Origin of the sequence: Streptomyces sp. NBC_01197 (assembly GCF_036010505.1) — a bacterium.
In the GTDB taxonomy this organism is placed as follows: domain Bacteria; phylum Actinomycetota; class Actinomycetes; order Streptomycetales; family Streptomycetaceae; genus Streptomyces.
Genome location: NZ_CP108569.1, coordinates 4,894,319 through 4,918,390, shown reverse-complemented (window position 1 = coordinate 4,918,390; position 24,072 = coordinate 4,894,319). Strand labels below are relative to the sequence as shown.

Sequence of the window (24,072 nt, the reverse complement as noted above, 5' to 3'; positions counted from 1 at the left end):
GTGCCCGCCTCGATCGGTTCGAGTCCGGCGTCGCGGGCCGCCGAGCGGCCACGGCACCGGACGCCCCGAACGATTTCACCCCTTCGTCACGGGCTGCCGCGACCACCGTCCGGCCGACGCGATGTCCGATGGCCGCCAGCGCTGCGCGCCCCCGGCCGCCAGGCTCGGATTCATGACAGAGACCGCAGACACCGCAGAGCCCGCAGAGCCTGCAGACACCGCAGAGCCCGCATCAGAACGTGAACCGCTGGCCGTTCTCCAGGGCATGTACGCGGCCGAGGCCCGCTACCTCGCTGTCGGCGGCCCGGACGCGGTCGGCTTCGACATCCTGGCGCCGTTCTTCGCCCCCGATGTCGTACTGCATCAGGCGGCCGGACTTCCGTACGGAGGGACCTGGCGCGGTCACGACGGCATGGCCCGCTTCTTCCGTGCCATGAGCCGGACTTGGGAGTCCTTCCGGATGACCGAGCAGGAGATCCTCGCCACGGGCAAGGCCCTCGTGGTGCTCCACCGTATCCAGGCGACCTCCCGCGCCACCGGCCGGGAGATCGCCTTCCCGATCCTTCAGACGATCGCGGTACGGGACGGTCGTATCAGCGAGGTCCGGCCGTTCTACTGGGACACTGCGGCCATCGCGGAGGTGTGCGCGTAGCCGTGGGCGCGGTCGGACGGGACCCGGTTCGTCACCACCTGGGTGGACCAGGTGTCATCGAAAGCGTCGAAGTGCCTGCGCCCGCGCGGTCAGTGGGCCGAGGATCACCGGCAGCTGCGCCGGGCGGCGGGTCCGTAAGAAGTCGGCCAACTCCACTGCGGCCAGGGCGAATGCCGCGGGGGCGGGGTCGGCGGGGTCCACGCGCGGACGGTACCAGCGGGGGCGGGTCGGCCGCCGAAGGTTTTCCGCCCATGCCCCAGCGGTGCCCCGCGCCCGACGCCCACACCTCCTCCCTCCGGCTGCCTTCCTCCGGCCTGGCGGCCCCACCCCGCCACCACCCCCCGAATCCGCGCCGTTAGCCTCGTCCTCATGGCAAAGATTCCCGCAGCAGCCGTAGCAGCCACCGGTCTCGTCGGCGGTTTCGCCGTGGCCCGCTGGACCAGGAAGCGTCCTCTCGGGGGCGTGGCGCTCGCCGCCGCCGGTGCGGTCGCCGCCCGGCAGTGGCAGCAGGAGGCCGGTACGGCCAAGGCCGCCGCCCTCACCGGTGTCTACCTCGCCGCGTTCGGCGGGTCCCACCCGCTCGCGAAGAAGATCGGCGCCTGGCCCGCCGTGTTCTCCGTGGCGGGCGCGGTGGCCGTGGCCTCGACCGTGGTCGCACGCCGGGCGTAGACACGCCAAGCGCCGGGCGGCCGGGTGGGAGGGGGGACCCCCCGCCGCGCCCCTACGCCCCGAACGCGTGCGACACCGCGTAGATCGCCAGGCCCGCGAGCGCGCCGACGACCGTGCCGTTGATCCTGATGAACTGCAGGTCACGGCCGATGTGTGCCTCGATCTTGCGGGACGTCTGCTCGCCGTCCCAGCCTGCCACCGTGTCCGAGATCAGGGATGTGATCTCGCCGCGGTACGTCGTCACGACGTACGCCGCCGCGTCCTCCAGCCACCCTTCCAGCTTCCGCTGGAGGCGGGCGTCGGTCGCCAGCCGGGCGCCCAGGGAGAGTAGCGAGGCGCGGGCGCGCAGCCGCAGTTCGCTCTGCTCATCCTCCGCCGCCGAGATGATCATGGCGCGCACCGAGGCCCACGCCGAGGCGATGACGTCCTGCACCTCCGAGCGGCCCACCAGCTCCGACTTGAGGCGCTCCACCCGCGCCCGGGTGTCGGTGTCCGACTGGAGGTCGGAAGCGAAGTCCGCCAGGAAGCGGTCGAGGGCGCCGCGCGCCGGGTGCTCGGGCATGTCGCGCATCTCCGTGATGAAGCGCAGCAGTTCCTTGTGGACGCGGTCGCCGATCCTCTTGTCGACGAACCGCGGCGTCCACCCCGGCGCCCCGCCCTGCACCGCGTCCATCACCGAGTCGGAGTGGACGGTCAGCCAGTCGTGGGCCCGGACGCAGACCAGGTCGACGACCCGCCGGTGGCCCCCGTCGGCGACGACCTTCTCCAGCATCTTCCCGAGACCGGGTGCCACCTCGGCGGCCTCCGCACGCCGGGTGATCGCCTCACCGACCACCGCCTGGACGTCCGAGTCGCGCAGCACGGTCAGCGCACCGCGCAGCGCCGTCGACAGCTCCGCCGTCACCCGGTCGGCGTGTTCCGGCTCCGCGAGCCAGGATCCGAGCCGTCCGCCGATGCCGACGGCCCGCAATCTTGCCCGTACGACAGATTCCGACAGAAAATTTTCCCCGACAAAGGAACCAAGTGACTCCCCAAGCTGGTCTTTCTTGTTGGGGATGATTGCGGTATGGGGAATGGGGAGACCGAGTGGCCGGCGGAACAGTGCCGTTACCGCGAACCAGTCGGCCAGCGCACCTACCATGCCCGCCTCAGCCGCCGCGGCGACATACCCGGCCCACGACCCGGCCCCGGTGTGCGAAGCCCAAGTGGCGAGTACGAAAATGAGAGCGACCAGAAGGAGAAGTCCGGTGGCCGTCGTCTTCATGAGGCGGACCCCGCGGCGCTTCTCCTCATCGGCCGCGCTGTAGGCAACGGAGCCCAGTGGCGCGGTGCCTGTGACGCCTTCCGTCCCAGGTCCGGCTCCGGCTTCCGTTTCCCTGCCCGTACGTTCCATCAGCTCCGCCTGCTCCGCCCGTTTCCGCACCTGTTCCGCCCCCGTACGTATTGTCCCTGCCTGAGCTACTCCTGGGACGCACGTCGAGTTCCCGAGGAGACCGACCGCTCATGACCAGGCGCCGTGGTTACGCCCTGCTCGCCACGCTGGCGGCAGTGGTGACGCTCGTTTCCGTTGGCATCTTCGCCATGGTGAAATCGCCGGCCACCACGGTCTCCGCCGGGGCCCCCTCGCGGGTCTCGTCGGGGGTGCCCGCGTCCGGCAACTGGACGGGCACCTGGTCGGCGGCGCCCGTAGGGCCCGAACCCGGTACGCCGAACGGCCTCCCCGGGAGCACCATCCGTAACGTCGTACACACCAGCATCGGCGGCTCGCTGGCCCGGATCACCCTCTCCAACCTCTTCGGCACCCAGCCGCTGACGGTCACCGAGGCGTCCGTATCGGCGGACGGCTCGATCCAGGCGGTGACGTTCGACGGGCGCCACTACGTCACGATCCCGGCCGGCGGGCAGACCATCAGCGACGCCGCCCGCATCCCGATCCCCAGCAACGGCGATGTGACGGTCTCCTTCACCACCCCGACGCCGAGCGGCCCGGTCACGTACCACCCGCACGCCCGGCAGGTCTCGTACGCCAGCCTCGGCGGCCACACCGTCGAGACGCCCTACTGGCGCTACCTCACCGCCGTGGACGTCCTCACCCATGAGGCCCGCGGCTCGGTCGTGGTCTTCGGCGACTCGATCACCGACGGCATCACCTCCACCGCGGACACCAACCAGCGCTGGACGGACGTACTCGGCGCCCGGCTCGATGGCCACTACGGCGTACTGAACGAAGGCATCAGCGGCAACCGCGTCCTGCGCGCGGGCAAGGGGCAGAGCGGCCTCGACCGCTTCGACCGGGATGTGCTGGCACGCTCCGGTGTGAAGTCGGTCGTCATCGAACTCGGCGTCAACGACATCCTGCGGCTGCCGCACAACCTGAGCGCGGCGCAGATCACCGACGGGCTGCGCAAGCTGGCCCAGGAGGCGCGGGCGCGGGGGCTGCACGTGGTCGGGGCGACGCTGATGCCGTTCGGCGGCCACATCGGGGTGACTCCGCAGTTGGAGGCCGTACGCCAACAGGTCAACGCGACCATCAGGGCGGGCGGTGTCTTCGACTCGGTGGTCGACTTCGACAAGGCCATGCGCGACCCGTACGCCCCGGGCAGGCTCCGGCCCGGGTACGACTCCGGCGACCACCTGCACCCGAGCGACGCCGGTTACCGCCGGATGGCGATGACCCTGGACCTGGACGCCCTGAGCAAGTCCGCCCCGGCCAGCGCCTGAGCACCGTCCGACCCCGCCGCTGGCCCCGCCGTCCGGTCCAGTCCATGTCCTGCCGGAAACTCCCGGCGCAAACGTCTCCCGGAGGCGCCTACCGGAAGTCCCGGTCCGCGTACATCTTCGCGATGACGGCCTCGATGTCCGGCTCCCGTACCGCGAGGTCGACCAGTGGGTACTCGGCGGCGACGGCCGCGACGAGCGGGGCGGCGGACGCCGACGCCGGGAACGCCAGCCACTGCCGGGGCCCCTCCACCCGGACATTGCGTGCCGACGGGATGTCGATCGGCGGCAGCTCCCGCTCCAGATCCACCACCAGGGTCCGTTCGCTCTCGCCCACCTCGTGCAGCCCCGCCAGCGCGCCGTCGTACATCAGCCGGCCGTGGTCGATCACCATCACCCGCTTGCAGAGCTGCTCGATGTCGGTCAGGTCATGTGTGGTGAGCAGGACGGTGGTGCCGAGCTCGGCGTTCAGGTCCCGCAGAAAGCCGCGGACCTTGGCCTTGGAGATGACGTCGAGGCCGATGGTCGGCTCGTCCAGGTAGAGGACCTCCGGATCGTGCAGCAGGGCCGCCGCGATGTCGCCGCGCATCCGCTGGCCGAGCGAGAGCTGGCGTACCGGGACCTCCAACAGCTCCGCGAGGTCGAGCAGTTCGACACAGCGGTCCATGTTCTCGCGGAACCGGTCGTCGGGGATGCGGTACATCCGGTGGGCCAGCCGGTACGAGTCACGCAGCGGCAGGTCCCACCAGAGGGTGGTTCGCTGGCCGAAGACCACGCCGATGCGCTGCGCGAGCTTCGTCCGCTCGCGGGAGGGGTCGAGGCCCGCGACGCGGATACGGCCGGCGCTGGGGGTGAGGATGCCGGTGAGCATCTTGATGGTGGTGGACTTGCCCGCGCCGTTCGGACCGATGTAGCCGACCATCTCGCCCCGGGGGACCCGGAAGCTGATGCCGTCGACGGCGCGCACCTGGTGTCTCTCCCGGCGCAGGAAGCCGGACTTGCGGCGTACGTCGAAGACCTTTTCCAGGGCTTCGAGTTCGATGAAGTCGGTGGCCGTACCGGTCACAGTGGTTCAACTCCCGTTGTGCGCTCCCGTACCGACTCCGGGTGGTGTGGAGGCGGAAGAGCCATCATGCCCGGGGAGACGGGCGCGGGCACGGGACTTTTCAGGCACCGCACGCCGCGCACCGCTGCCCCGCCGTACAGGGGAAAGTCCTGGGGCGTGCGACTCGCCTGAGCGCCAACTCCCCTGTCGCCTGATATGACATTTCCCCATCGGTGCGCTCTTGCTCCCGGAGCCGGCGACCGGATGGCCTTCCCGCTTTCGAACCCCGCGCCACGACGGCGCCCGACACGACAGTCGAGGTACACCATGGGCTGGACACTCACGCGTCGGGCGACCGCTTCAGCGGCAGTGGCCGGAGCGATCGCCATCGTCACGACGGTGCTGCCACCGGCCCAGGCCGGGACACGGACCCCGGCCGCCCGGACGGCCACCACCATGACGGCGGAACGGCCCGGTTCGCCGACGCCCCGCCCTCCTCATCTCCCCCGTGACTTCCGCGGGAAGGGGAAGTGGGTCGTCCGGGACCTGGGTGTCACGGTCCCGTTCACCTGGGAGGGGAGGAACGGCGACAGCCAGATGGTCGCGGGCGGGCCGCAGTACCCGATCTGGTTCACCAACCTGATCCACCACGGCACGCTCTACACGCTGACCTACAAGTGGCCCGGCCTGACCGACCACTCATGCTCACGGATCCCGGGCTTCGGCCTCGACCAGCTGAACCAGGCCTTCCGGGGCTCACGGTTCGTCGGGCGGGAGATCCTCCAGGGGAGCCCGGACCGTCACGTGAACCACTGGAGGGTCGGCGTCGTTCTGCCGAAGCGGCCTCCGGGGAAGTTTCTGCGCTTCCCCCTTGCGCTGGGCGACATCTACGTCGACCAGAACGACCGGAGTACGTTCTGGCAGGTGCTGCAATTCGGCGTCCAGAACCTCTTCGACCCCGAGTTGGACGAGTGGCTCATGATGGACACGTTCCGGCACAGGCCCGGTACGGTCACGCTCCCCCGGCGCTGCGCACGCTGATCGAACAGGCAGCACGGCATCCCGCTCCCCCGGCCCAAACAGCCAAGGTGGAACGGCCCATCACAGCACGTCAGGGCGGGCCTCAAGGGCTGCAACGCCGCCCTCGACACCGACACCGGCGGGGTCGGGACTCACCGCGAGGGTTCACCGCAGTCCGCCGGCCCGCCACCGGGGTCCGCCGGAGGGTCAGCTCCCCGTACTCCGGTACGACCTCAGCCCCACCCGCCAGGCCGCCCCCGCCAGGGCGCAGCACACCCCCGCCACCAGCGGCGGGAGGAACGCCAGCCACTCCGGCAGGTCCAGCGGGTACGGCCGCCCCAGCACATACAGCGCGGGCAGCCAGTTCACGAAGGCCAGCGGGATCACGAAGGTCACCCCGCGCAGCAGGTCCTTCGCGAAGACCGTCGGCGGATACTGAAGCAGCGTCACCCCTCCGTACGTGAAGGAGTTCTGCACCTCCGAGGCGTCCTGCGCCCAGAACTGGAACGCCGCCCCCGCCACGAACACCGCGGCGAAGAACACCGCACCGCTGATCACCATCATCGGCACCATCAGGACCTTCAGCGGCGTCCAGTGGACATCGACGACCGCCAGCGCGTACCCGAGGACCAGCAGGCCCTGGGTGATCCGGCCCAGTCTGCGCAGGGCGAAGCGGTCCGCGGCGATCTGGGCGATGACCGGGACGGGGCGCACAAGGAGCGTGTCCAGCGTTCCGTCGCGCACCCGGCGGCCCAGCCGGTCCATCGAGCCCATCACCATGTCGGAGAGGCCGAAGGCCGTCGAAGCGGTCCCGTACAGAAAGGCGATCTCGCCCAGCGAGTAGCCGCCGAGCCGGTTGACGTGCGAGAACATCAGCAGGATCGCGGCGAAGTCGAGCCCGGTCACGGCGAAGTTGCCGAGGGCCGTCATCACGAACGACGTCCGGTACGCCATCGTCGAGCGGATCCACATCCCGGCGATCAGCCAGTACGCGCGCAGCCCCTCAACCACCCTGCACCACCACCCTCCGCGTCGCGGCGGACTGCAGCAGCCGCCCGGCGCCGAGCAGCACCACGGCCCAGCCGAGCTGGAAGGCGTACGCCGCCGCCAGGTCCCAGCCGGTCCGCCGGCCCAGGATGATGTCGGCCGGCACCTGAAGCAGCACCGACCAGGGCAGCACCCGGGCCAGCTCGCCCAGCGCCCCGGGGAAGAGGTTCAGCGGCAGCAGCATTCCGGAGAAGAACATTCCGGCGATCCCCGCGATCTGCGTGACGCCCGCCCCGTCCATCAGCCAGAACGCGGAGAGCGCCACGAGATACCGGATCGCGAAGCTGACAATCACCCCGAAGAGCAGCGCGACCAGGAACGCGAGCCACACGAAAGGGTCGGTCGGCAGCGCCAGGTGGAACGCGAGCGCCCCCAGCGCCATGGGCGCCACCCCGCGTCCGATCAGCTGGAACCCGGCCCGCCCCAAGTCACTCGCCATCCACCACAGTTGCAGATCCGCGGGGCGGTAGAGGTCGATCGCGATGTCGCCCGTGCGGATACGCTCGATGAGTTCGTCCTCCAGGCCGCCGCCCATCAGCGCCATCGTCGTCAGCATCGCCTGGCCGAGCCACACATAGGTGAGGGCCTGCGGCTGGTCGTAGCCGCCCAGGTGCGGGCGTTCGTCCCAGAGCGCGATGTACGTGTACGCCATGATGAAGCCGAAGACGGTGTTGGTGAACACCCCGGCCGCCGTCGCCACCCGGTAGGTCGCGAAGCGCCGGAACCCCCCTGCGGCCACGACCGCGTACAGCCGCATACGAGCCTCCTCCCCCGGTCCGTTCCGCCCTGTCCGGCCCGCCGGGGGCCGCTCTCCCCCGCGCAAGCACCAAAGCGCAAGACCCTAGTCCAGCGGGAGCACACGCCGCGACCGAATAATCCGCCCAGTTCGAACCGGGCGCCCCAACAGTGTTTTATGGGCGTAGAACACGATTCAGCCCATACAGCACCCTTAAAGCACCGTTTACGACGCCCCATACGCCACCCTCACGACACCCTTGTGCCGGACGCTGGAGAGACAGTGAGCGACGAGCAGCCACAGCACGGCCGGCGCAGCGAGCACGGCGGCGCCGGCGCTTCCGCGAACGCCTGGGCCTCCGCAAACGCAGGTGCCTCCGCGAGCCCCGGGAAAGCGGCCAAGAAGCGCAAGCGCCCCAAGCGCAAGGGCTGGCGCCGGCTGATCCCCACCTGGCGGATGGTCCTGGGCACCGTTCTGGTGATCCTCGTGCTGGTCATCGGAGGGCTCATCGCCGGCTACAACCTCGTCGACATCCCCACCGCCAACACCGCGGCCACCGCGCAGAGCAACGTCTACCTCTACTCCGACGGCACCGAACTGGCCCGCGACGGCCAGGTCAACCGCGAGAGCGTGCAGCTCTCCCAGATCCCCATCGGCGTCCAGCACGCCACGCTCTCCGCCGAGGACCGCAACTTCTACTCCGAGAGCGCCGTCGACCCCGAGGCCATGGTCCGCGCCGCATGGAACACCGTGACCGGCAAGGGCACCCAGGGCGGCTCGACCATCACCCAGCAGTACGTCAAGAACTACTACCTCGGCCAGGAACAGACCATCAGCCGCAAGGTCAAGGAGTTCTTCATCTCGATCAAGCTCGACCGCGAGGAGAGCAAGAACGACATCCTCGCGGGCTACCTGAACACCAGTTACTTCGGACGCAACGCCTACGGCATCCAGGCCGCCGCCCAGGCGTACTACGGCAAGAACATCCAGGACATCGACATCGCCCAGGGCGCCTACCTCGCGTCCCTGCTCAACGCCCCCAGCGCGTACGACGTCGTGGTGCACCCCGCCAACACGGGCCGGGCCGAGGCCCGCTGGAACTACGTGCTCGACGGCATGGTCAAGAAGAAGTGGCTCACCCCCGGGGCGCGCGCCGCGGAGAAGTTCCCGGTGCCCGGAAAGGTCAGGCCCTCGTCCGGCCTCTCCGGTCAGCGCGGGTACATCGTCCAGGCCGTCAAGGACGACCTCACCAGCAACAAGGTCATCGACGAGGACACGCTCGCCACCGGCGGCTACCGCATCACCACCACACTCCAGCGCAGCAAGCAGAAGGCGCTCGCCACCGCGGTGAACGACCAGGTGAACAGCAAGCTCAGCAAGAGCCGCAGCGCCGACCGCAACGTCCGCGTCGGCGGCGCGTCCGTGGAACCCGACTCGGGCAAGGTCGTCGCGATGTACGGCGGCGTCGACTACACGAAGCAGTACGTCAACAACGCCACCCGCCGGGACTACCAGGTCGGTTCGACCTTCAAACCGTACGTATTCGCCTCGGCCGTGGAGAACGACTCGACCACCCAGGACGGGCGGAGGATCACCCCGAGCACCATCTACGACGGCACCAACCACCGCACGGTGCAGGGCCCGAACGGATCGACCGGCTACGCGCCCGGCAACGAGGACGACGTGTCGTACGGCCACATCACCGTCGCCACCGCCACCGACAAGTCCGTCAACGCGGTGTACGCGCAGATGGCCGAGGACGTCGGCCCGTCCAAGGTCGAGCAGACCGCAGTCGACCTCGGCATCCCGAAGAACACCCCCGACCTCAACCCGTACCCCTCCATCGCACTCGGCCCCTCCACCGCCAGCGTGCTGGACATGAGCGAGGCGTACGCGACACTCGCGGGCCACGGCAGGCACGGGAGGTACACCATCGTCGAGAAGGCCACCAAGAACGGCAAGAAGCTCTCCCTGCCGAAGAAGCACACCGTCCAGGGCATCAGCCGCCAGGCCGCGGACACCACCACGTCGATCCTGAAGAGCGTCGTCGCGAACGGCACCGGCACCGCGGCCAAGTCCGCCGGACGGCCCGCGGCCGGCAAGACCGGCACCGCCGAGAACGACAAGGCCGCCTGGTTCGCCGGATACACGCCCGACCTGTCGACCGTCATCTCCGTGATGGGCCAGGACCCGGCCACCGGCGTGCAGAAGCCGCTGTACGGGGCGCTCGGCCTGCCCCGCGTCAACGGCGGCGGCGCCCCCGCGCAGATCTGGGGCCAGTACACGGGGGCCGCGCTCGCCGGCACCCCGCGCACACCCTTCCGCCTCGACCTCCAGTCCGGTGCGCACCAGGAAACGCTGCCCACTCCGGCCAAGAGCTCCGCCTCCCCGTCGGCATCGGCCTCGTCCTCCTCGCCGAGCGAGGCACCGACCGGACCGTCGTCCGCGCCGCCCAGCACCACACCCACCTCATCGTCCCCGGAGCCGTCGGAGACTCCCAGCAGCGAGAGCCCCGGCGTGATCGGCGGGCTGACAGACGGCGGCACGGACACGGGCGGAGGCACGGACGGCGGCCCGGGGGGCGGAACCACGGGCGGCTGAACCCACTGCGGCCGGTGGCACACCCGCCGGCGTCACGGGCGGCTGAAAAGGATGCGGATCAGCAACCCGGTTGACAGGCTGGGACCATGAACTCCCAGCACAACGAAGCGCACAGCGACGCCGCACGGATCAACACGCCCATCAGCACGCTCGTCACCACGCCGATCACCGCGGACCTGATACGAGGCGCCCTCGACCTGGAACGTACCGAGCACGGCCTCCTGCCGCACCGGCTGCCCGCCCGGGCCCGAGCCCAGTACTCCGACGGGCAACTGGCCATGGCGGAGGCCCAGCCGTCGGGTGTGCGGCTGGTCATCCGTACCCGGGCCGCCACCGTCGAACTGGACACGCTCCGCACCAAGATGGCCTACCAGGGCGCCCCGCCCCGCCCCGACGGGCTGTACGACCTGCTCGTCGACGGCCGCCTGACCGACCGGGCGAGCGTGACGGGCGGCAACGTACGGCTGGTCGACCTGGTCACCGGTGCCGCGGAGACCCACCCCGGGCCGGCCGGCACCGTCCGGTTCACCGGTCTGCCGACCGGGCTCAAGGACATCGAGATCTGGCTGCCGTACAACGAGGTCACCGAACTTGTCGCGCTGCGCACCGATGCCCCCGTCGGGCCCGTACCGGCCGGCGGCCGCAAGGTGTGGCTGCACCACGGCAGTTCGATCAGCCACGGCTCCAACGCCGAGAGCTCCACCACGACATGGCCCGCGCTGGCCGCCTCACTCGGCGACGCGGAGCTCATCAACATCGGGCTCGGCGGCAGCGCCCTGCTCGACCCGTTCACGGCCCGCGCCCTGCGGGACACCCCGGCGGACCTCATCAGCGTCAAGATCGGGATCAACATCGTCAACGCCGACCTGATGCGGCTGCGCGCCTTCACCCCCGCCGTGCACGGCTTCCTCGACACGATCCGCGAGGGACACCCGACCACACCGCTGCTGGTCGTCTCACCGATCCACTGCCCCATCCACGAGGACACCCCGGGGCCCTCCGCCCCCGACTTCAGCAACGGGACGCTGGGCTTCCGGGCCACCGGCGACCCGGCGGAGCGCGCCGCCGGAAAGCTGACGCTCACCATCATCCGTGCGGAGCTCTCCCGCATCGTGGAGCAGCGGGCCGCCGACGACCCCCATCTGCACTACCTGGACGGCAACGAGCTGTACGGCGAGGCGGACTCCGCCGAACTGCCGCTGCCCGACCAGCTCCACCCCGACGCCGCGGCCCACCGTCGCATCGGCGAACGCTTCGCCGAGCTGGCCTTCGGAACGGACGGACCGTTCACGGCCCGCCGCACCTGAGACCCCGGCCCTGCGGAACGGGCCCTAATGCCCGGACGTCGCCTTCAGGCCGACGACCGCGACCAGCAGCAGGCAGACGAAGAAGATCCGGGCGGCGGTGGCCGGCTCCCCCAGCACGACCATGCCCAGCACCGCCGCACCTGCCGCGCCGATGCCCACCCAGACGCCGTACGCCGTACCGATCGGCAGGGTCTTGGCCGCCTGCGACAGCAGCAGCATGGACGCGACAATGCCCACGCCGGTGAAGAGGCTGGGCCACAGCCTCGTAAAACCTTCGGTGTACTTCATCCCGATCGACCAGGCCACTTCGAGCAGACCGGCGACGACGAGCAGAATCCAGGCCATGACGGCACCTCCGCGAGACGGATCAGCAGGGTGCGTCGTCTTTACAGTCGATCTGCCCGGTACGGCGCGTCTCGTCGGGGTCCGTCCCACGATAGCAAAACCGTGCGGGACACCACGGGCGGAGCAGCAGGCGGAAAGCGGCGGGCCGCGCTACAGATACAGCCCGGTGGAATCGTCGGACACCCGCTCCGAAGCCACCGCGTGCAGATCGCGCTCCCGCATCAGGACGTACGCCACCCCCCGGACCTCCACCTCGGCCCGGTCCTCCGGGTCGTACAGCACCCGGTCCCCCGGCACCACGGTCCGCACGTTCTGCCCGACGGCCACCACCTCGGCCCAGGCCAGCCGCTTGCCTACAGCGGCGGTGGCCGGGATCAGGATGCCGCCGCCGGAGCGCCGCTCGCCCTCCGGGCTGTCGGACTTGACCAGCACGCGGTCGTGCAGCATCCGGATGGGCAGCTTGTCGTCGTGGGTGTTCTCGCTCACAGGCTCGAACCTACCTGGCCCGGAGCGCCGCGTTCACCGAAGGGTCCGCACCGCGGGCCACCCGCCGGCCACCGGGCCGGACGGGTCAGCAGCTCCGCCGCCGCTTCGCCGTTACGCAGAGACCCACCACACCCACCGTGAGGAGCGCCACCGGGATCACGCGTTCCAGCCGCGGTGCGCCGTCCGCCGTCACGAACTGCGCCCGCACACCGTTCGCCGCCCGGTTCAGCGCGACGAACGCGCGCCCCGCGGTCTGGTCGACGGCCGATGTGACCTTGGCCCTGGCGTCTCCGATGATCGTGCTGGGGTGCAGCCGCACACCGATCTCGTCCAGCGTGTCCGCGAGATCCGCACGCCGGGTCTCGATGTCCGCCTCGATCTGCGCCGGGGTCCTGGCATCCGTGGCATCCGACACTGCGCTGCCTCCGTGGTCGTGTCCGGTAGTCGTTGCTCGACAGTCTGTCAGCTCCAGCGGGAACGCACCCCGCGGCACCCCTATTACGCTCTGCCCCATCCGTACCTCACGGTCACCGATCCTCCCGAGGAGAGCCTGATGAGCGAGCGACTGCAGCCCGGCGACACCGCCCCCGACTTCACCCTGCCCGACGCGGACGGCAACGAGATCTCACTCGCCGCGCACCGGGGCCGCAAAGTCATCGTGTACTTCTACCCGGCGGCGCTCACCCCTGGATGCACCAAGCAGGCCTGCGACTTCACGGACAATCTGGAATTTCTGGCCGGTGCCGGGTACGACGTCATCGGGATCTCACCGGACAAGCCGGAGAAGCTCGCGAAATTCCGCGAGCAGGAATCCCTCAAGGTCACACTGGTCGGCGACCCGTCCAAGGAGACCCTCGCCGCGTACGGCGCATTCGGAGAGAAGAAGCTCTACGGCAAAACGGTGACCGGGGTCATCCGGTCGACGCTCGTCGTCGACGAGAACGGCAAGGTCGCACACGCTTTCTACAACGTCAAGGCCACCGGCCACGTAGCCAAAATCATCAAGGATCTCGGCATCTGAGACCCCCCGACGGGCCCGGCGACCCGGCGGTCCCGGCAGCCCGCCGGGACCGACAAGTTGCCGAAGCGGCCGGTATCCGCGGAAAATACGTGACCAAGGTCCCATTTCTACGGAGCCCTGGTTTGCGATCGCCATCGCTGTGCAGAAGAGCCTCCTGCGTGTTTTTGTATGCCCACAGAGAGGACGACAACCATGGCGGACACTGGCCACCAGCCCGCCGCCGACCCCGCGGCGGTCAGACGCCACCGCGATCTCTTCCGCGTCATCGACCGGCGGAAGAACCCGCGACTGCGCCGCACCGACATCACGGTGACGGACGAGGCAGCGATCAAGCGGGCGGTGAAGGCGGCCAGCCTGGGTAATGCCATGGAGTGGTTCGACTTCGGCATCTACAGCTACCTCGCGGCCACGATCGGCCGGGTCTTCTTCCCCGGGGGAAGCAGTACGGTCCAGCTGCTCGCGTCGTTCGCCACCTTCGCGGTCGCGTTCCTGATCCGGCCGGTCGGCGGCATGGTCTTCGGCCCGATGGGCGACAAGATCGGCCGCAAGAAGGTCCTCGCCATGACCATGATCATGATGGCGATCGGAACCTTTGCGATCGGGGTGCTTCCCTCGTACGCGGCGGTCGGCTTCTGGTCACCGGTCCTGCTGATCTTCTTCCGCCTGGTGCAGGGCTTCTCTACCGGCGGCGAGTACGGCGGCGCGTCGACCTTCATCGCGGAGTACGCACCGGACAAGCGCCGTGGGTACTTCGGCAGCTTCCTGGAGTTCGGCACGCTGGCCGGATATGTGGGCGCGGCCGGCCTGGTCACCCTGATGACCACGCTCGTCGGCTCCGGCGGGATGGACAGCTGGGGCTGGCGCGTCCCGTTCCTGGTCGCGGGCCCGCTGGGCATGGTCGGGCTCTATCTGCGGCTCAGACTGGACGAGACGCCCGCCTTCCAGCGGCTGACCGGCGAGAACGTGGGCGCCGGGGAGGCCGCCGACGCCGTCGAGACCACCGCCAAGGGCGACCTCAAGGCGATCTTCCGGGACCACTGGCGCGCCCTCGTCCTCTGCATCTGCCTGGTCGGCGCGTACAACATCACGGACTACATGCTGCTGTCGTACATGCCGACCTACCTCTCGGACGAGCTCGGCTACGGCGACACACACGGCCTGCTGATCCTGCTGGGCGTCATGGTCGCCCTGATGCTGATCATCAACCGGGTCGGCAAACTGAACGACCGCTTCGGCCGGAAACCGCTCCTGATGGCGGGGATGCTCGGCTTCCTGGTCCTGTCGCTCCCGGCCTTCCTGCTGATCCGCCAGGGCTCCGTCCCGGCGATCATCATCGGCATGGCGATGCTGGGCCTCTCGCTGGTGTGCATGCTGGGCACGATGTCGGCGGCGCTCCCGGCGCTGTTCCCGACGCAGGTCAGGTACGGGTCGCTGTCGGTGGGCTACAACCTCTCGACGTCCCTGTTCGGCGGCACGACGCCGTTCGTGATCACCGCACTGATCAGCCTGGCGGGCACGAACCTGATGCCCGCGTTCTACGCCATGGGGGCCGCGCTGGTGGGTGTGATCGCGGTGCTCTGCATGAAGGAAACCGCCCAGCAGCCCCTGGAGGGCTCGCCTCCCTCGGTGGAGACGAAGGAGGAGGCGGCGGAGATGGTCGAGGCCCAGGCCCCGGAACCCCGCTTCTGACCCACCCCCGGAAGCCACACCCCCGGCTCCCCCGACGGCCCGTACCGGCCCCCAGCCGGTACGGGCCGCTCCGCTTCCCGTACGTGACGGTCGGGCAAGCGGTTCGTTACTCCGTACGAGGTCACGAACGCGTGACCGGGAACGGAGTGGAGCCATGGCGGCGAGGTACACCCGCAAACTGCTGGAGGAAGCGGCTCGCGAGGCAGACAACTGGGACGACGCGGTGCGCTGGTGCGGCGGCACAGCGACGCCGGGCAGCAGACGCTATCTGCGCAGGAAGATGGCAGAGGCCGGGGTGGATACCTCCCACTTCCCGGACCGGTGGGTGCGCCACACCGAGGAGAAGCTACGGACGGCAGTCGCCGCCTCCACCAGCATCCGGGAGGTGCTCTGCCGTCTCGGCATCAGCCCCGTCGGCGGGAACCATACCCATATCGGGCGCCGGATCAAGGCGTACGGAATCGACATCTCGCACTTCGCGAAGCGCCGGAGCGGAGGCCCTCAGCGCCCGCGAGACCAGGTCCTGACGGTCCGGCCCCCCGACGAAGGCAGAGTCCCAGGTGAACGCCTGCGCCGCGAACTGTTGCGGATGGGGATACCAGAGCGCTGCGCGCGATGCGGCACCGGCCCGGAATGGAACAACCGCCCGCTCCGTCTCGAAGTCGACCACATCAATGGCGAATGGTGGAACAACGATCCCGGGAACCTGCGGCTCATGTGTCCTAACTGCCATGCGGTTACGGACACTTATCGCGGACGCAGGCGGGGAGCAGCAACATGAGCACGTCGAGGTACTCGCGAGATCTGCTGGCCAGGACCGCGGCCGTCTCCACGGGCCTCGTTGATCTGATGCGCCGGTTGGGCTCCCCCATGGACGCCCGCACCCTGCGTTACCTGCGCGTCCGGCTGGAGTACTACGGCATCGGCACCCCGCACTTCACCGACGAGCCGCTCCCTGCACGCGAAAGACGCAGCTACTCACGGCAATTGCTCGAAGACGCGGCCGCACACTCGTACAGCATCCGGGAGATGATGGAGTACCTGGGCTATCCGCCGAGCGACAGCCCGTACGGACTTATCAGCACCAAACTCGAACGCTACGGCATCGACACATCGCACTTCCGCAGCGGGCGCAAACACGGCCCGCCCGTGCTTCCCCGTGAGCCACTCGCCACAGTGGTCGCCCAGTCCGTCAGTCTGGCCGGCGTCCTCAGAGGGCTCGGGCAGGAGAACTCGGGCGCAGCCAGGACCCGCGTCAGCAGAAGCCTTGCCGCGCACGAAATCTCCACTGAGCACTTCACCGGCCAGGGGCACGCGCGTGGCACAGTCTCGCCCTTCCGGGGATCGGCCGACGAAATCCTGCGACAGCAGGCCCCCGGTTCGCCCCGGACGAAGACCGTGAAACTACGCCGCGCGCTCGACGACCTGGACGTCCCGCACATCTGCGCCGAGTGCGGGATCGGTGACATCTGGCAGGGCAGACGACTGGTGCTGGAGATCGACCACACCAACGGCGACCGGCTGGACAATCGCCGCGAGAACCTCCGGTACTTGTGCCCGTCATGTCACAGCCAGACGGTTACGTTCGCGAACCGCTCCGCATCACTCCGCGGAACGAAGTAAAGTTCTTCTGGTCTGCGCCCGTACGCCACCCGGTGAGCGACGATTTTTAGGTGATCGTGTATATCGGTTCGAATCCGATCGGGCGCACCGGACAGAAGGGTGTGACCTCCCCCGTGGAGGTCACACCCTTCTGCCGTCAGCCCAGCAGCTCCCGAACCGCCGGTACCAAAGCGCGGAACGCCTGGCCCCGGTGGCTGATCGCGTTCTTCTCCGCTGCCGTGAGTTCCGCGCAGGTGCGGGTGTCCCCCGACGGCTGGAGGATCGGGTCGTAGCCGAAGCCGCCGCTGCCCGCCGGGGTGGTGCGGAGGGTGCCCGGGAGGCGGCCCTCGACCACTCGTTCCGTGCCGTCGGGGAGGGCCAGGGCCGCCGCGCAGGCGAAGTGGGCGCCCCGGTGCGGGTCGTCGATGTCCGAGAGCTGGGCCAGCAGCAGGCGGAGGTTGGCCTCGTCGTCGCCGTGGGTGCCCGACCAGCGGGCCGAGAAGATGCCGGGGGCGCCGTTCAGTACGTCCACGCAGAGGCCCGAGTCGTCGGCCACGGCGGGCAGGCCGGTGGCCTGTGCCATGGCGTGGGCCTTCAGCAGGGCGTTCTCGGCGAAGGTGACGCCCGTTTCCTTGACGTCTGGGACTTCGGGGTACGCGTCCGTGCCGACCAGTTCGTGAGGCAGGCCCGCGTCGGCGAGGATCGCTTCGAGTTCGGTGATTTTCCCGGCGTTGCGGGTGGCGAGGATCAGACGGGTCATACGTCCAGTATCAGGGGGCGGACAGGGCGGCATACCGCGCGCCCCGTCCGTCCCCCCTTCCGTCTCCTCATGGCGCCGGAGGCGCGGAACGGGGTGCTCCGTTACTTGCCGAGCGCCTCGGTCTGGAGCGCGGTGAGGTCGGCGCAGCCGCCGGTGGCGAGGTCGAGCAGGGCGTTGAGCTCCTTGCGGTCGAAGGGCTCGGCCTCGGCCGTCCCCTGGACCTCGACGAAACGGCCGTCGCCGGTGCAGACGACGTTCATGTCGGTCTCGGCGCGTACGTCCTCCTCGTAACGGAGGTCGAGGAGCGGCGTTCCGTCGACGATGCCGACGCTGATCGCGGAGACCGTGTCGGTCAGCGGCTTGCGGCCGGACCTGATGAGCTTCTTGGACTGTGCCCAGGTGACCGCGTCGGACAGGGCGACATAAGCGCCGGTGATCGCGGCGGTGCGGGTGCCGCCGTCGGCCTGGAGGACGTCGCAGTCGAGCACGATCGTGTTCTCGCCGAGCGCCTTGTAGTCGATGACCGCGCGCAGCGAGCGGCCGATGAGGCGGGAGATCTCGTGGGTGCGGCCGCCGATCTTGCCGCGGACGGACTCGCGGTCGCCCCGGGTGTTGGTGGAGCGCGGGAGCATCGAGTACTCGGCGGTGACCCAGCCCTCTCCGCTGCCCTTGCGCCAGCGCGGTACGCCTTCGGTGAAGGAGGCGGTGCAGAAGACTTTGGTGTCGCCGAAGGAGATGAGGACGGAGCCCTCGGCGTGTTTGCTCCAGGCGCGCTCAATGGTGACCGGGCGGAGTTCTTCGGGGGTGCGGCCGTCGATACGAGACATGGGGCCGAGCCTATCGGCCGCGGTGGGGAGGGACGCCCGGGACCGGCGACGGGGCGGGGGCCCGCCACCGGTCCCGGACGGCGGCGCCTCATCCGTTCACATCATGTCCTCGATGTCCGCCGCGATGGGGTCGGCGTCGGTGCCGACGACGACCTGGATCGCGGTGCCCATCTTGACGACGCCGTGGGCGCCTGCGGCCTTGAGCGCGGCATCGTCCACGAGGGAGGCGTCTTTCACCTCGGTGCGCAGCCGGGTGATGCAGCCCTCGATCTCTTCGATGTTGTCGAGGCCGCCGAGCCCCGCGACGATCTTCTCAGCCTTAGTGGCCATGTCTGACTCCTGAGTGTTCTTGGCGGCAGTGTTCCTGGCGGCCCGTCTCTCCGGTCCGTTTCGTCAAGGTAACGCACGATTGGCCCACTTATACGGGCGGGCAACCGTGCCGACTCGGAAGATGGCGATCACTGGTGCAGCGCCCGGAGCACAGCATCTGATCGCGCCGTAGGTGGTCCGTAGCCATGTACGGGGACCACCAGCAGGGCCGACGCCAGGAGGACGCCGAATGAGCACCAGCAGCGCGGCCGTGCCACAGACACCACCGGCGAAGAAGTGGTGGAACGGCCTCTTCCAGGGCCTGCAGAAGGTCGGCCGCAGTCTGCAGCTGCCCGTCGCGGTACTGCCTGCGGCCGGTCTGCTCGTCAGTCTCGGCAACCTCTTCACCGCGTATCTGCACGGCGCCTTCTGGGACAAGACCGCGAAGGTCTTCACGGCGGGCGGCACCGCGATCCTTGACGGGGCGTTCGGTCTGCCGCTGCTCTTCTGTATCGGTGTCGCGATCGGCTTCGCGAAGAAGTCGGACGGCTCGACGGCGCTGGCCGCGGTCGCCGGCTTCCTCGTCTACCACGGCGTCCTGAGCGCGTTCCCGATCGGCGGGACGGTGACGAAGGCGCTTCCGGCCGGTTTGCCGCAGAATCCGGGTGTTCTGGGCGGCATCCTCATCGGACTGCTGACCGCGATCGTCTGGCAGCGGTTCCACCGCACCCGGCTGGTCGACTGGCTGGGCTTTTTCAACGGCCGCCGGCTTGTGCCGATCCTGATGGCCTTCATCTGTGCCGCGCTCGGTGTGGTGTTCGGTCTGCTCTGGCAGCCGGTGGGGGACGCGCTGACCTGGTTCGCCAAGCATCTGATCGATCTGGGCGCCTGGGGGGCGGCGCTCTTCGGTGTGGCCAACCGGCTGCTCATTCCGATCGGTATGCACCAGTTCCTGAACACGTTCTTCTGGTTCCAGGCGGGCAGTTTCACGAAGGCAGACGGTTCGGTGGTGCAGGGCGACCTGACCCGCTTCTTCGCGGGCGACCCGCACGCCGGGCAGTTCATGTCGGGCTTCTTCCCGATCATGATGTTCGGTCTGCCGGCGGCGGCCCTGGCCATCGCGCACTGTGCGCGCCCGGAGCGGCGCAAGCAGGTCATGGGTCTGATGATCTCGGTCGCGCTGACGTCGTTCGTGACGGGGGTGACCGAGCCGCTGGAGTTCTCGTTCATGTTCGCCGCGCCGCTGCTGTACGGACTGCACGCGCTGCTGACCGGTGCGTCGATGGGGATCACCTGGGCCCTGGGGGTCCATGCGGGGTTCAGCTTCTCGGCCGGTCTGATCGACTACGTCATCAACTGGCACCTCGATACGAAACCCTGGCTGATCATCCCGATCGGCCTGTGCTTCGCGGTGGTGTACTACGTGGTCTTCCGGTTCGTGATCACCAAGTTCAACGTGCTGACGCCGGGGCGCGAGCCGGAGGAGGACGTCGAGGACGTCACCAAGGCGTGAGCGCGCGCCGCGGGTCAGTTCTCGTACGCCTCAGATCTCGTACACCGCGCCGGGCTTGGCCAGCTCCACCGGCCCGTCGAACACCGCCCGCGCGTCCGCCAGATTTCGTTTGGCGTCCGTCCACGGCGGGATGTGGGTCAGCACCATGCGGCCCACCCCGGCGCGCGCCGCGTGTGCGCCGGCCTCGCGGCCGTTGAGGTGGAGGTCGGCGACGTCCTCCTTGCCGTGCGTGAAGGACGCCTCGCAGAGGAACAGGTCGGCGCCCACGGCCAGTTCGTGCAGCGGGTCGCAGACGCCCGTGTCCCCGGAGTACGTGAGTGAGCTGCCGCCGTGTTCGATCCGGATGGCGTAGGCCTCGACCGGGTGGCGGACCTTCTCGGTGCGTACCGAGAACGGGCCGATGTCGAACGAGGCGGACTTCAGGGTGCGGAAGTCGAAGACCTCGCCCATCGACGAGGAGGACGGGGTGTCCGCGTACGCCGTGGTCAGGCGTTCCGCCGCGCCCTCGGGCGCGTACACGGGGATCGCGGGGCAGCGACCGCCATCGTGCCGGTAGTAGCGCGCGACGAAGTACGCACACATGTCGATGCAGTGGTCCGAGTGGAGATGGCTGAGGAAGACGGCGTCGAGGTCGTAGAGACCGCAGTAGTGCTGCAGCTCGCCGAGGGCGCCATTGCCCATGTCGAGGAGCAGCCTGAAGCCGTCGGCCTCTACGAGGTAGCTCGAACAGGCCGATTCCGCGGATGGGAACGACCCCGAGCAGCCGACGACGGTGAGCTTCATGGAGTGGGAACCTCCGTGGACGGGCCGGGCCCCGCACGCCCGGCAGGACGCCGAAGCGGTCCGTCGAGCCTAAGGCGCGGGAGCGGTGGCCGCTCCTCCACAGGACCCTGTTGTGGGGGAACTCACCTGCGCTGTCACCGGTTCGGGTGGGCGGCGCGGCACTGCGCGGCCCTGTTACGGCGGTGCGCAGGGGGCTGGGGACCGCACCGGTACGGTCCTGGGTATGGATACGACGTGGTTGCTGGCGCTGATAGCTGTGGTGGTGGTTGCCCTGGTCGCCTCGGTCGTCGACGGGCGGGCGCGCGGCGGGCGCCGGACGCGGGGGCGGCAGCGGCCGCCGGGGCGTACCGGCGGCCTGGAGCCGCGGGCACCGGCGGGGCGGCCGTCGAAGCGGGCCGGGCGGCCGGGGCGGGTGCCGCGGGCGGGCGAGATCTGGTGGGCCCTCGTGCCGTACGAGGACGGGCCCGGCGGCAAGGACCGGCCGTGTCTGGTGCTCTCGGTACGGGGTGACGCGGCCCTGGTCGCCAAGATCACCAGTAAGCACCACGAGGAGCGGCCCGGGGTGATCGCGCTGCCGGCGGGGGCCGTGGGCGACGCGCGGGACCGGCGGAGCTTTCTGGAGACGGACGAGCTGCGGGATGTCGGGGTGCGGGAGTTCCGCCGATGGGCGGGCGAGGTGGACCCGGCGGTGTGGAACCGGGTGCGGCATCTGGCTGGGTAGGTACGGCGCCGGGTACGGCGGGGTGTGACAACGGGCGGCGGCCGGACCTGAGTGGTCCGGCCGCCGCCCGGACAGCCGACAGCTCAGGCCCAGAGCTGACCCTGGAGCGTTTCGATGGCCGCTTCCGTCGTAGGGGCGGTGTAGACGCCGGTCGACAGGTACTTCCAGCCGCCGTCCGCCACGACGAAGACGATGTCCGCCGGGGTTCCCGCCTTGACGGCCTTCTTCCCGACGCCGATCGCCGCGTGGAGGGCCGCGCCGGTCGATACGCCCGCGAAGATGCCTTCCTGCTGGAGCAGTTCACGGGTGCGGGTCACCGCGTCCGCGCTGCCCACCGAGAAGCGGGTGGTGAGCACCGATGCGTCGTACAGCTCGGGGACGAAGCCCTCGTCCAGGTTCCGCAGACCGTAGACCAGGTCGTCGTAGCGCGGCTCGGCGGCGACGATGTTGATGTCCGGGACGTTCTCGCGCAGATAGCGGCCGACGCCCATGAGGGTGCCGGTGGTGCCGAGACCTGCCACGAAGTGGGTGATGGACGGCAGGTCGGTGAGGATCTCCGGGCCGGTGGTCGCGTAGTGCGCGCCCGCGTTGTCCGGGTTTCCGTACTGGTAGAGCATCACCCAGTCGGGGTGCTCGGCTGCGAGTTCCTTGGCGACGCGTACGGCCGTGTTGGAGCCGCCGGCCGCCGGTGAGGAGATGATCTCCGCGCCCCACATGGTGAGCAGGTCGCGGCGTTCCTGCGAGGTGTTCTCCGGCATGACGCAGACGATGCGGTAGCCCTTGAGCCTGGCCGCCATGGCGAGCGAGATGCCGGTGTTGCCGGACGTGGGCTCCAGGACGGTGCAGCCGGGGGTCAACCGGCCGTCCTTCTCGGCCTGTTCGACCATGTGGAGTGCGGGGCGGTCCTTGATCGAGCCGGTCGGGTTGCGGTCCTCCAGCTTGGCCCAGATCCGGACGTCGTCTGAGGGGGACAGGCGCGGGAGCCGTACGAGCGGGGTATTGCCCACCGCTGCGAGCGGGGAGTCGTATCGCATCAGGGGGCTCAGACCATGCCGCCGGCCACGGCCGGAAGGATCGTGACGCTGTCGCCGTCGGCCAGCTTGGTGGAGATGCCGTCGAGGAAACGTACGTCCTCGTCGTTGAGGTAGACGTTGACGAAGCGGCGGAGCTGCTCGCCTTCGACGATGCGCTCGCGGATGCCGTTGTGCCGGGTTTCGAGGTCGGCGAGCAGGGCGGCGAGGGTGTCACCGCTGCCTTCGACGGCCTTGGCGCCGTCGGTGTAGGTGCGGAGGATGGTCGGGATGCGGACCTCGATGGCCATGGCTGGGCTCCTGTCGGGTGGTGAGGCGGAGGGCGCGGCAGCGCGCGTGGTGCCGGTAATGCCGGTGGTGGGGCGGGGTGCTTACGCGGGGCCGCGGCTCAGACGGCAGCGCGGCGCGGACAGATTGCGCTGTCGAGGCGGCACAGGTCGACGTGCAGCCGGGCGGCTCCCCATCCGAAGGCTCCCAGCAAGAGCGTGGACGCGGAGCGCAGCGTGACGGGCGTCGCGCCCGGCGTCTTTTCGCTCACGTCATGGGAAACCATGCGCTCATCGTATCGATTCCCGGCCCCCGATCCGAGGTGCGGTCTCGGTATGCGGGATCAATGTGTCCGGCTGCCGGACAGGAGGGCGGGCCGGCTACGGAACGACGGTCACTTCCTCCTCGGTGACCACGCCGTCGGCGATGCGGTACGAGCGGAACTGGAAGGGTCCGGCCCCGTCCGTGTCGGCCGTGGAGACGAGGACGTAGTGGGCGCCGGGCTCGTTCGCATAGGTGATGTCCGTGCGGGACGGGTACGCCTCGGTCGCGGTGTGCGAGTGGTAGACGATCACCGGTTCCTCGTCGCGGTCGTCCAGGTCGCGGTAGAGCTTCAGCAGGTCCACCGAGTCGAACTCGTAGAACGTGGGCGAGCGGGCGGCGTTGAGCATCGGGATGAACCGCTCGGGGCGGCCGGAGCCCTCCGGGCCCGCGACCATGCCGCACGCCTCGTCGGGGTGGTCGGCGCGGGCGTGCGCCACGATCTGGTCGTACAGGGCCTGGGTAAGGGTCAGCATGCCGTTCAGGATAAGCAGGAGGGCCGAGGGGGCCGCACGCAGCGCGTCAGGCAGGGCTGCGGTGGGCGACGGGTGGGCCGCCTCGTACCGGAGTGCGGTACGGGGCGGCCCACATGCTGAGATCTC

At 69.6% G+C, this 24,072-nt stretch carries 26 protein-coding genes, 1 pseudogene and 1 riboswitch; of the genes and pseudogenes, 12 read left to right on the top strand and 15 right to left on the bottom strand.

From position 1 onward, the window contains the following. Positions 1 to 265: 265 nt before the first annotated feature. Positions 266 to 652 (top strand): nuclear transport factor 2 family protein, encoded by a 387-nt coding sequence (locus tag OG452_RS22555; RefSeq protein ID WP_327299733.1) that lies wholly within the window; start codon positions 266 to 268, stop codon positions 650 to 652. A 369-nt stretch (positions 653 to 1,021) separates the two neighbouring features. Then, complete coding sequence (locus OG452_RS22550; RefSeq protein WP_266856642.1) at positions 1,022 to 1,321, top strand: hypothetical protein; 300 nt, start codon at positions 1,022 to 1,024, stop codon at positions 1,319 to 1,321. 52 nt (positions 1,322 to 1,373) lie between these two features. On the opposite strand, the gene OG452_RS22545 is transcribed toward OG452_RS22550, so the two are convergent. Continuing rightward, a complete protein-coding gene (locus OG452_RS22545; protein ID WP_327297399.1) occupies positions 1,374 to 2,714 on the bottom strand; it encodes a DUF445 domain-containing protein in 1,341 nt (446 codons plus the stop codon). Between the two features lie 110 nt (positions 2,715 to 2,824). Between OG452_RS22545 and OG452_RS22540 the strand changes: the two genes are divergently transcribed. Next, a complete protein-coding gene (locus OG452_RS22540; protein ID WP_327297398.1) occupies positions 2,825 to 4,042 on the top strand; it encodes an SGNH/GDSL hydrolase family protein in 1,218 nt (405 codons plus the stop codon). Positions 4,043 to 4,130: 88 nt separating this feature from the next. Here the strand turns inward: OG452_RS22540 and OG452_RS22535 are convergent, their stop codons facing one another. Beyond that, positions 4,131 to 5,105, bottom strand: a complete 975-nt coding sequence (locus tag OG452_RS22535; RefSeq protein ID WP_327297397.1) for an ABC transporter ATP-binding protein — start codon at positions 5,103 to 5,105, stop codon at positions 4,131 to 4,133. A gap of 306 nt (positions 5,106 to 5,411) precedes the next feature. Between OG452_RS22535 and OG452_RS22530 the strand changes: the two genes are divergently transcribed. Beyond that, entirely contained in the window at positions 5,412 to 6,125 is a 714-nt protein-coding gene (locus tag OG452_RS22530; protein ID WP_327297396.1) for a hypothetical protein, read from the top strand. A 186-nt stretch (positions 6,126 to 6,311) separates the two neighbouring features. Here OG452_RS22530 and OG452_RS22525 read toward each other — a convergent pair whose 3' ends face one another. After that, on the bottom strand, positions 6,312 to 7,115 hold the full coding sequence (locus OG452_RS22525; protein WP_327297395.1) for an ABC transporter permease: 804 nt from the start codon (positions 7,113 to 7,115) through the stop codon (positions 6,312 to 6,314). Further along, complete coding sequence (locus OG452_RS22520) at positions 7,108 to 7,908, bottom strand: ABC transporter permease (protein ID WP_327297394.1); 801 nt, start codon at positions 7,906 to 7,908, stop codon at positions 7,108 to 7,110. The genes OG452_RS22525 and OG452_RS22520 overlap by 8 nt, the downstream gene beginning before the upstream one ends. Before the next feature lie 261 nt (positions 7,909 to 8,169). Between OG452_RS22520 and OG452_RS22515 the strand changes: the two genes are divergently transcribed. Further along, on the top strand, positions 8,170 to 10,488 hold the full coding sequence (locus OG452_RS22515) for a transglycosylase domain-containing protein (protein ID WP_327297393.1): 2,319 nt from the start codon (positions 8,170 to 8,172) through the stop codon (positions 10,486 to 10,488). A gap of 86 nt (positions 10,489 to 10,574) precedes the next feature. Next, positions 10,575 to 11,795, top strand: a complete 1,221-nt coding sequence (locus tag OG452_RS22510) for a GDSL-type esterase/lipase family protein (protein WP_327297392.1) — start codon at positions 10,575 to 10,577, stop codon at positions 11,793 to 11,795. A 24-nt stretch (positions 11,796 to 11,819) separates the two neighbouring features. On the opposite strand, the gene OG452_RS22505 is transcribed toward OG452_RS22510, so the two are convergent. From OG452_RS22505 to OG452_RS22495, 3 genes are all read right to left on the bottom strand, one after another. Next, positions 11,820 to 12,140, bottom strand: coding sequence for a DMT family transporter (locus OG452_RS22505; protein ID WP_327297391.1), 321 nt, complete (start codon positions 12,138 to 12,140; stop codon positions 11,820 to 11,822). 29 nt (positions 12,141 to 12,169) lie between these two features. Continuing rightward, a riboswitch (guanidine-III (ykkC-III) riboswitch) is annotated at positions 12,170 to 12,237 on the bottom strand. 53 nt (positions 12,238 to 12,290) lie between these two features. Further along, complete coding sequence (locus OG452_RS22500) at positions 12,291 to 12,626, bottom strand: GroES family chaperonin (RefSeq protein ID WP_327297390.1); 336 nt, start codon at positions 12,624 to 12,626, stop codon at positions 12,291 to 12,293. Positions 12,627 to 12,711: 85 nt separating this feature from the next. Then, positions 12,712 to 13,041 (bottom strand): DUF3618 domain-containing protein, encoded by a 330-nt coding sequence (locus OG452_RS22495; protein ID WP_327297389.1) that lies wholly within the window; start codon positions 13,039 to 13,041, stop codon positions 12,712 to 12,714. A 138-nt stretch (positions 13,042 to 13,179) separates the two neighbouring features. Here OG452_RS22495 and bcp point away from each other — a divergent pair, with 138 nt between their 5' ends. From bcp to OG452_RS22475, 4 genes are all read left to right on the top strand, one after another. After that, complete coding sequence (bcp, locus tag OG452_RS22490) at positions 13,180 to 13,647, top strand: thioredoxin-dependent thiol peroxidase (protein ID WP_327297388.1); 468 nt, start codon at positions 13,180 to 13,182, stop codon at positions 13,645 to 13,647. Positions 13,648 to 13,839: 192 nt separating this feature from the next. After that, positions 13,840 to 15,336 (top strand): glycine betaine/L-proline transporter ProP, encoded by a 1,497-nt coding sequence (gene proP / locus OG452_RS22485; RefSeq protein ID WP_327297387.1) that lies wholly within the window; start codon positions 13,840 to 13,842, stop codon positions 15,334 to 15,336. A 154-nt stretch (positions 15,337 to 15,490) separates the two neighbouring features. Continuing rightward, positions 15,491 to 16,117: an HNH endonuclease signature motif containing protein gene (locus OG452_RS22480; RefSeq protein WP_327297386.1), complete on the top strand. Its 627-nt coding sequence runs from the start codon at positions 15,491 to 15,493 to the stop codon at positions 16,115 to 16,117. After that, positions 16,114 to 16,959 (top strand): HNH endonuclease signature motif containing protein, encoded by an 846-nt coding sequence (locus tag OG452_RS22475; protein ID WP_327297385.1) that lies wholly within the window; start codon positions 16,114 to 16,116, stop codon positions 16,957 to 16,959. The genes OG452_RS22480 and OG452_RS22475 overlap by 4 nt, the downstream gene beginning before the upstream one ends. Positions 16,960 to 17,095: 136 nt before the next feature. On the opposite strand, the gene rdgB is transcribed toward OG452_RS22475, so the two are convergent. The 3 genes and pseudogenes from rdgB to OG452_RS22460 all read right to left on the bottom strand — a co-directional run. Continuing rightward, the gene (gene rdgB / locus OG452_RS22470) at positions 17,096 to 17,698 is read right to left on the bottom strand and encodes an RdgB/HAM1 family non-canonical purine NTP pyrophosphatase (protein WP_327297384.1); all 603 of its coding nucleotides are present in this window, start codon (positions 17,696 to 17,698) and stop codon (positions 17,096 to 17,098) included. 101 nt (positions 17,699 to 17,799) lie between these two features. Further along, entirely contained in the window at positions 17,800 to 18,525 is a 726-nt protein-coding gene (gene rph / locus OG452_RS22465) for a ribonuclease PH (protein WP_327297383.1), read from the bottom strand. Between the two features lie 96 nt (positions 18,526 to 18,621). Next, positions 18,622 to 18,897: pseudogene (locus OG452_RS22460) on the bottom strand (glucose PTS transporter subunit EIIB); the annotation flags it as partial. A gap of 187 nt (positions 18,898 to 19,084) precedes the next feature. Here OG452_RS22460 and OG452_RS22455 point away from each other — a divergent pair. Further along, positions 19,085 to 20,347: a PTS transporter subunit EIIC gene (locus OG452_RS22455; protein WP_327297382.1), complete on the top strand. Its 1,263-nt coding sequence runs from the start codon at positions 19,085 to 19,087 to the stop codon at positions 20,345 to 20,347. Positions 20,348 to 20,377: 30 nt separating this feature from the next. Here the strand turns inward: OG452_RS22455 and OG452_RS22450 are convergent, their stop codons facing one another. Continuing rightward, complete coding sequence (locus OG452_RS22450; RefSeq protein WP_327297381.1) at positions 20,378 to 21,130, bottom strand: MBL fold metallo-hydrolase; 753 nt, start codon at positions 21,128 to 21,130, stop codon at positions 20,378 to 20,380. A 223-nt stretch (positions 21,131 to 21,353) separates the two neighbouring features. On the opposite strand from OG452_RS22450, the gene OG452_RS22445 reads away from it, so the two are divergent. Next, entirely contained in the window at positions 21,354 to 21,851 is a 498-nt protein-coding gene (locus tag OG452_RS22445) for a type II toxin-antitoxin system PemK/MazF family toxin (protein ID WP_327297380.1), read from the top strand. 83 nt (positions 21,852 to 21,934) lie between these two features. Here the strand turns inward: OG452_RS22445 and OG452_RS22440 are convergent, their stop codons facing one another. The 4 genes from OG452_RS22440 to OG452_RS22425 all read right to left on the bottom strand — a co-directional run bounded on the left by OG452_RS22440 (position 21,935) and on the right by OG452_RS22425 (position 23,946). Next, a complete protein-coding gene (locus OG452_RS22440) occupies positions 21,935 to 22,885 on the bottom strand; it encodes a PLP-dependent cysteine synthase family protein (protein WP_327297379.1) in 951 nt (316 codons plus the stop codon). 8 nt (positions 22,886 to 22,893) lie between these two features. After that, positions 22,894 to 23,172: a MoaD/ThiS family protein gene (locus tag OG452_RS22435; protein ID WP_327297378.1), complete on the bottom strand. Its 279-nt coding sequence runs from the start codon at positions 23,170 to 23,172 to the stop codon at positions 22,894 to 22,896. Between the two features lie 98 nt (positions 23,173 to 23,270). Further along, a complete protein-coding gene (locus OG452_RS22430; RefSeq protein ID WP_327297377.1) occupies positions 23,271 to 23,435 on the bottom strand; it encodes a hypothetical protein in 165 nt (54 codons plus the stop codon). Positions 23,436 to 23,529: 94 nt separating this feature from the next. After that, positions 23,530 to 23,946: a M67 family metallopeptidase gene (locus tag OG452_RS22425; protein ID WP_327297376.1), complete on the bottom strand. Its 417-nt coding sequence runs from the start codon at positions 23,944 to 23,946 to the stop codon at positions 23,530 to 23,532. Positions 23,947 to 24,072 lie beyond the last annotated feature (126 nt).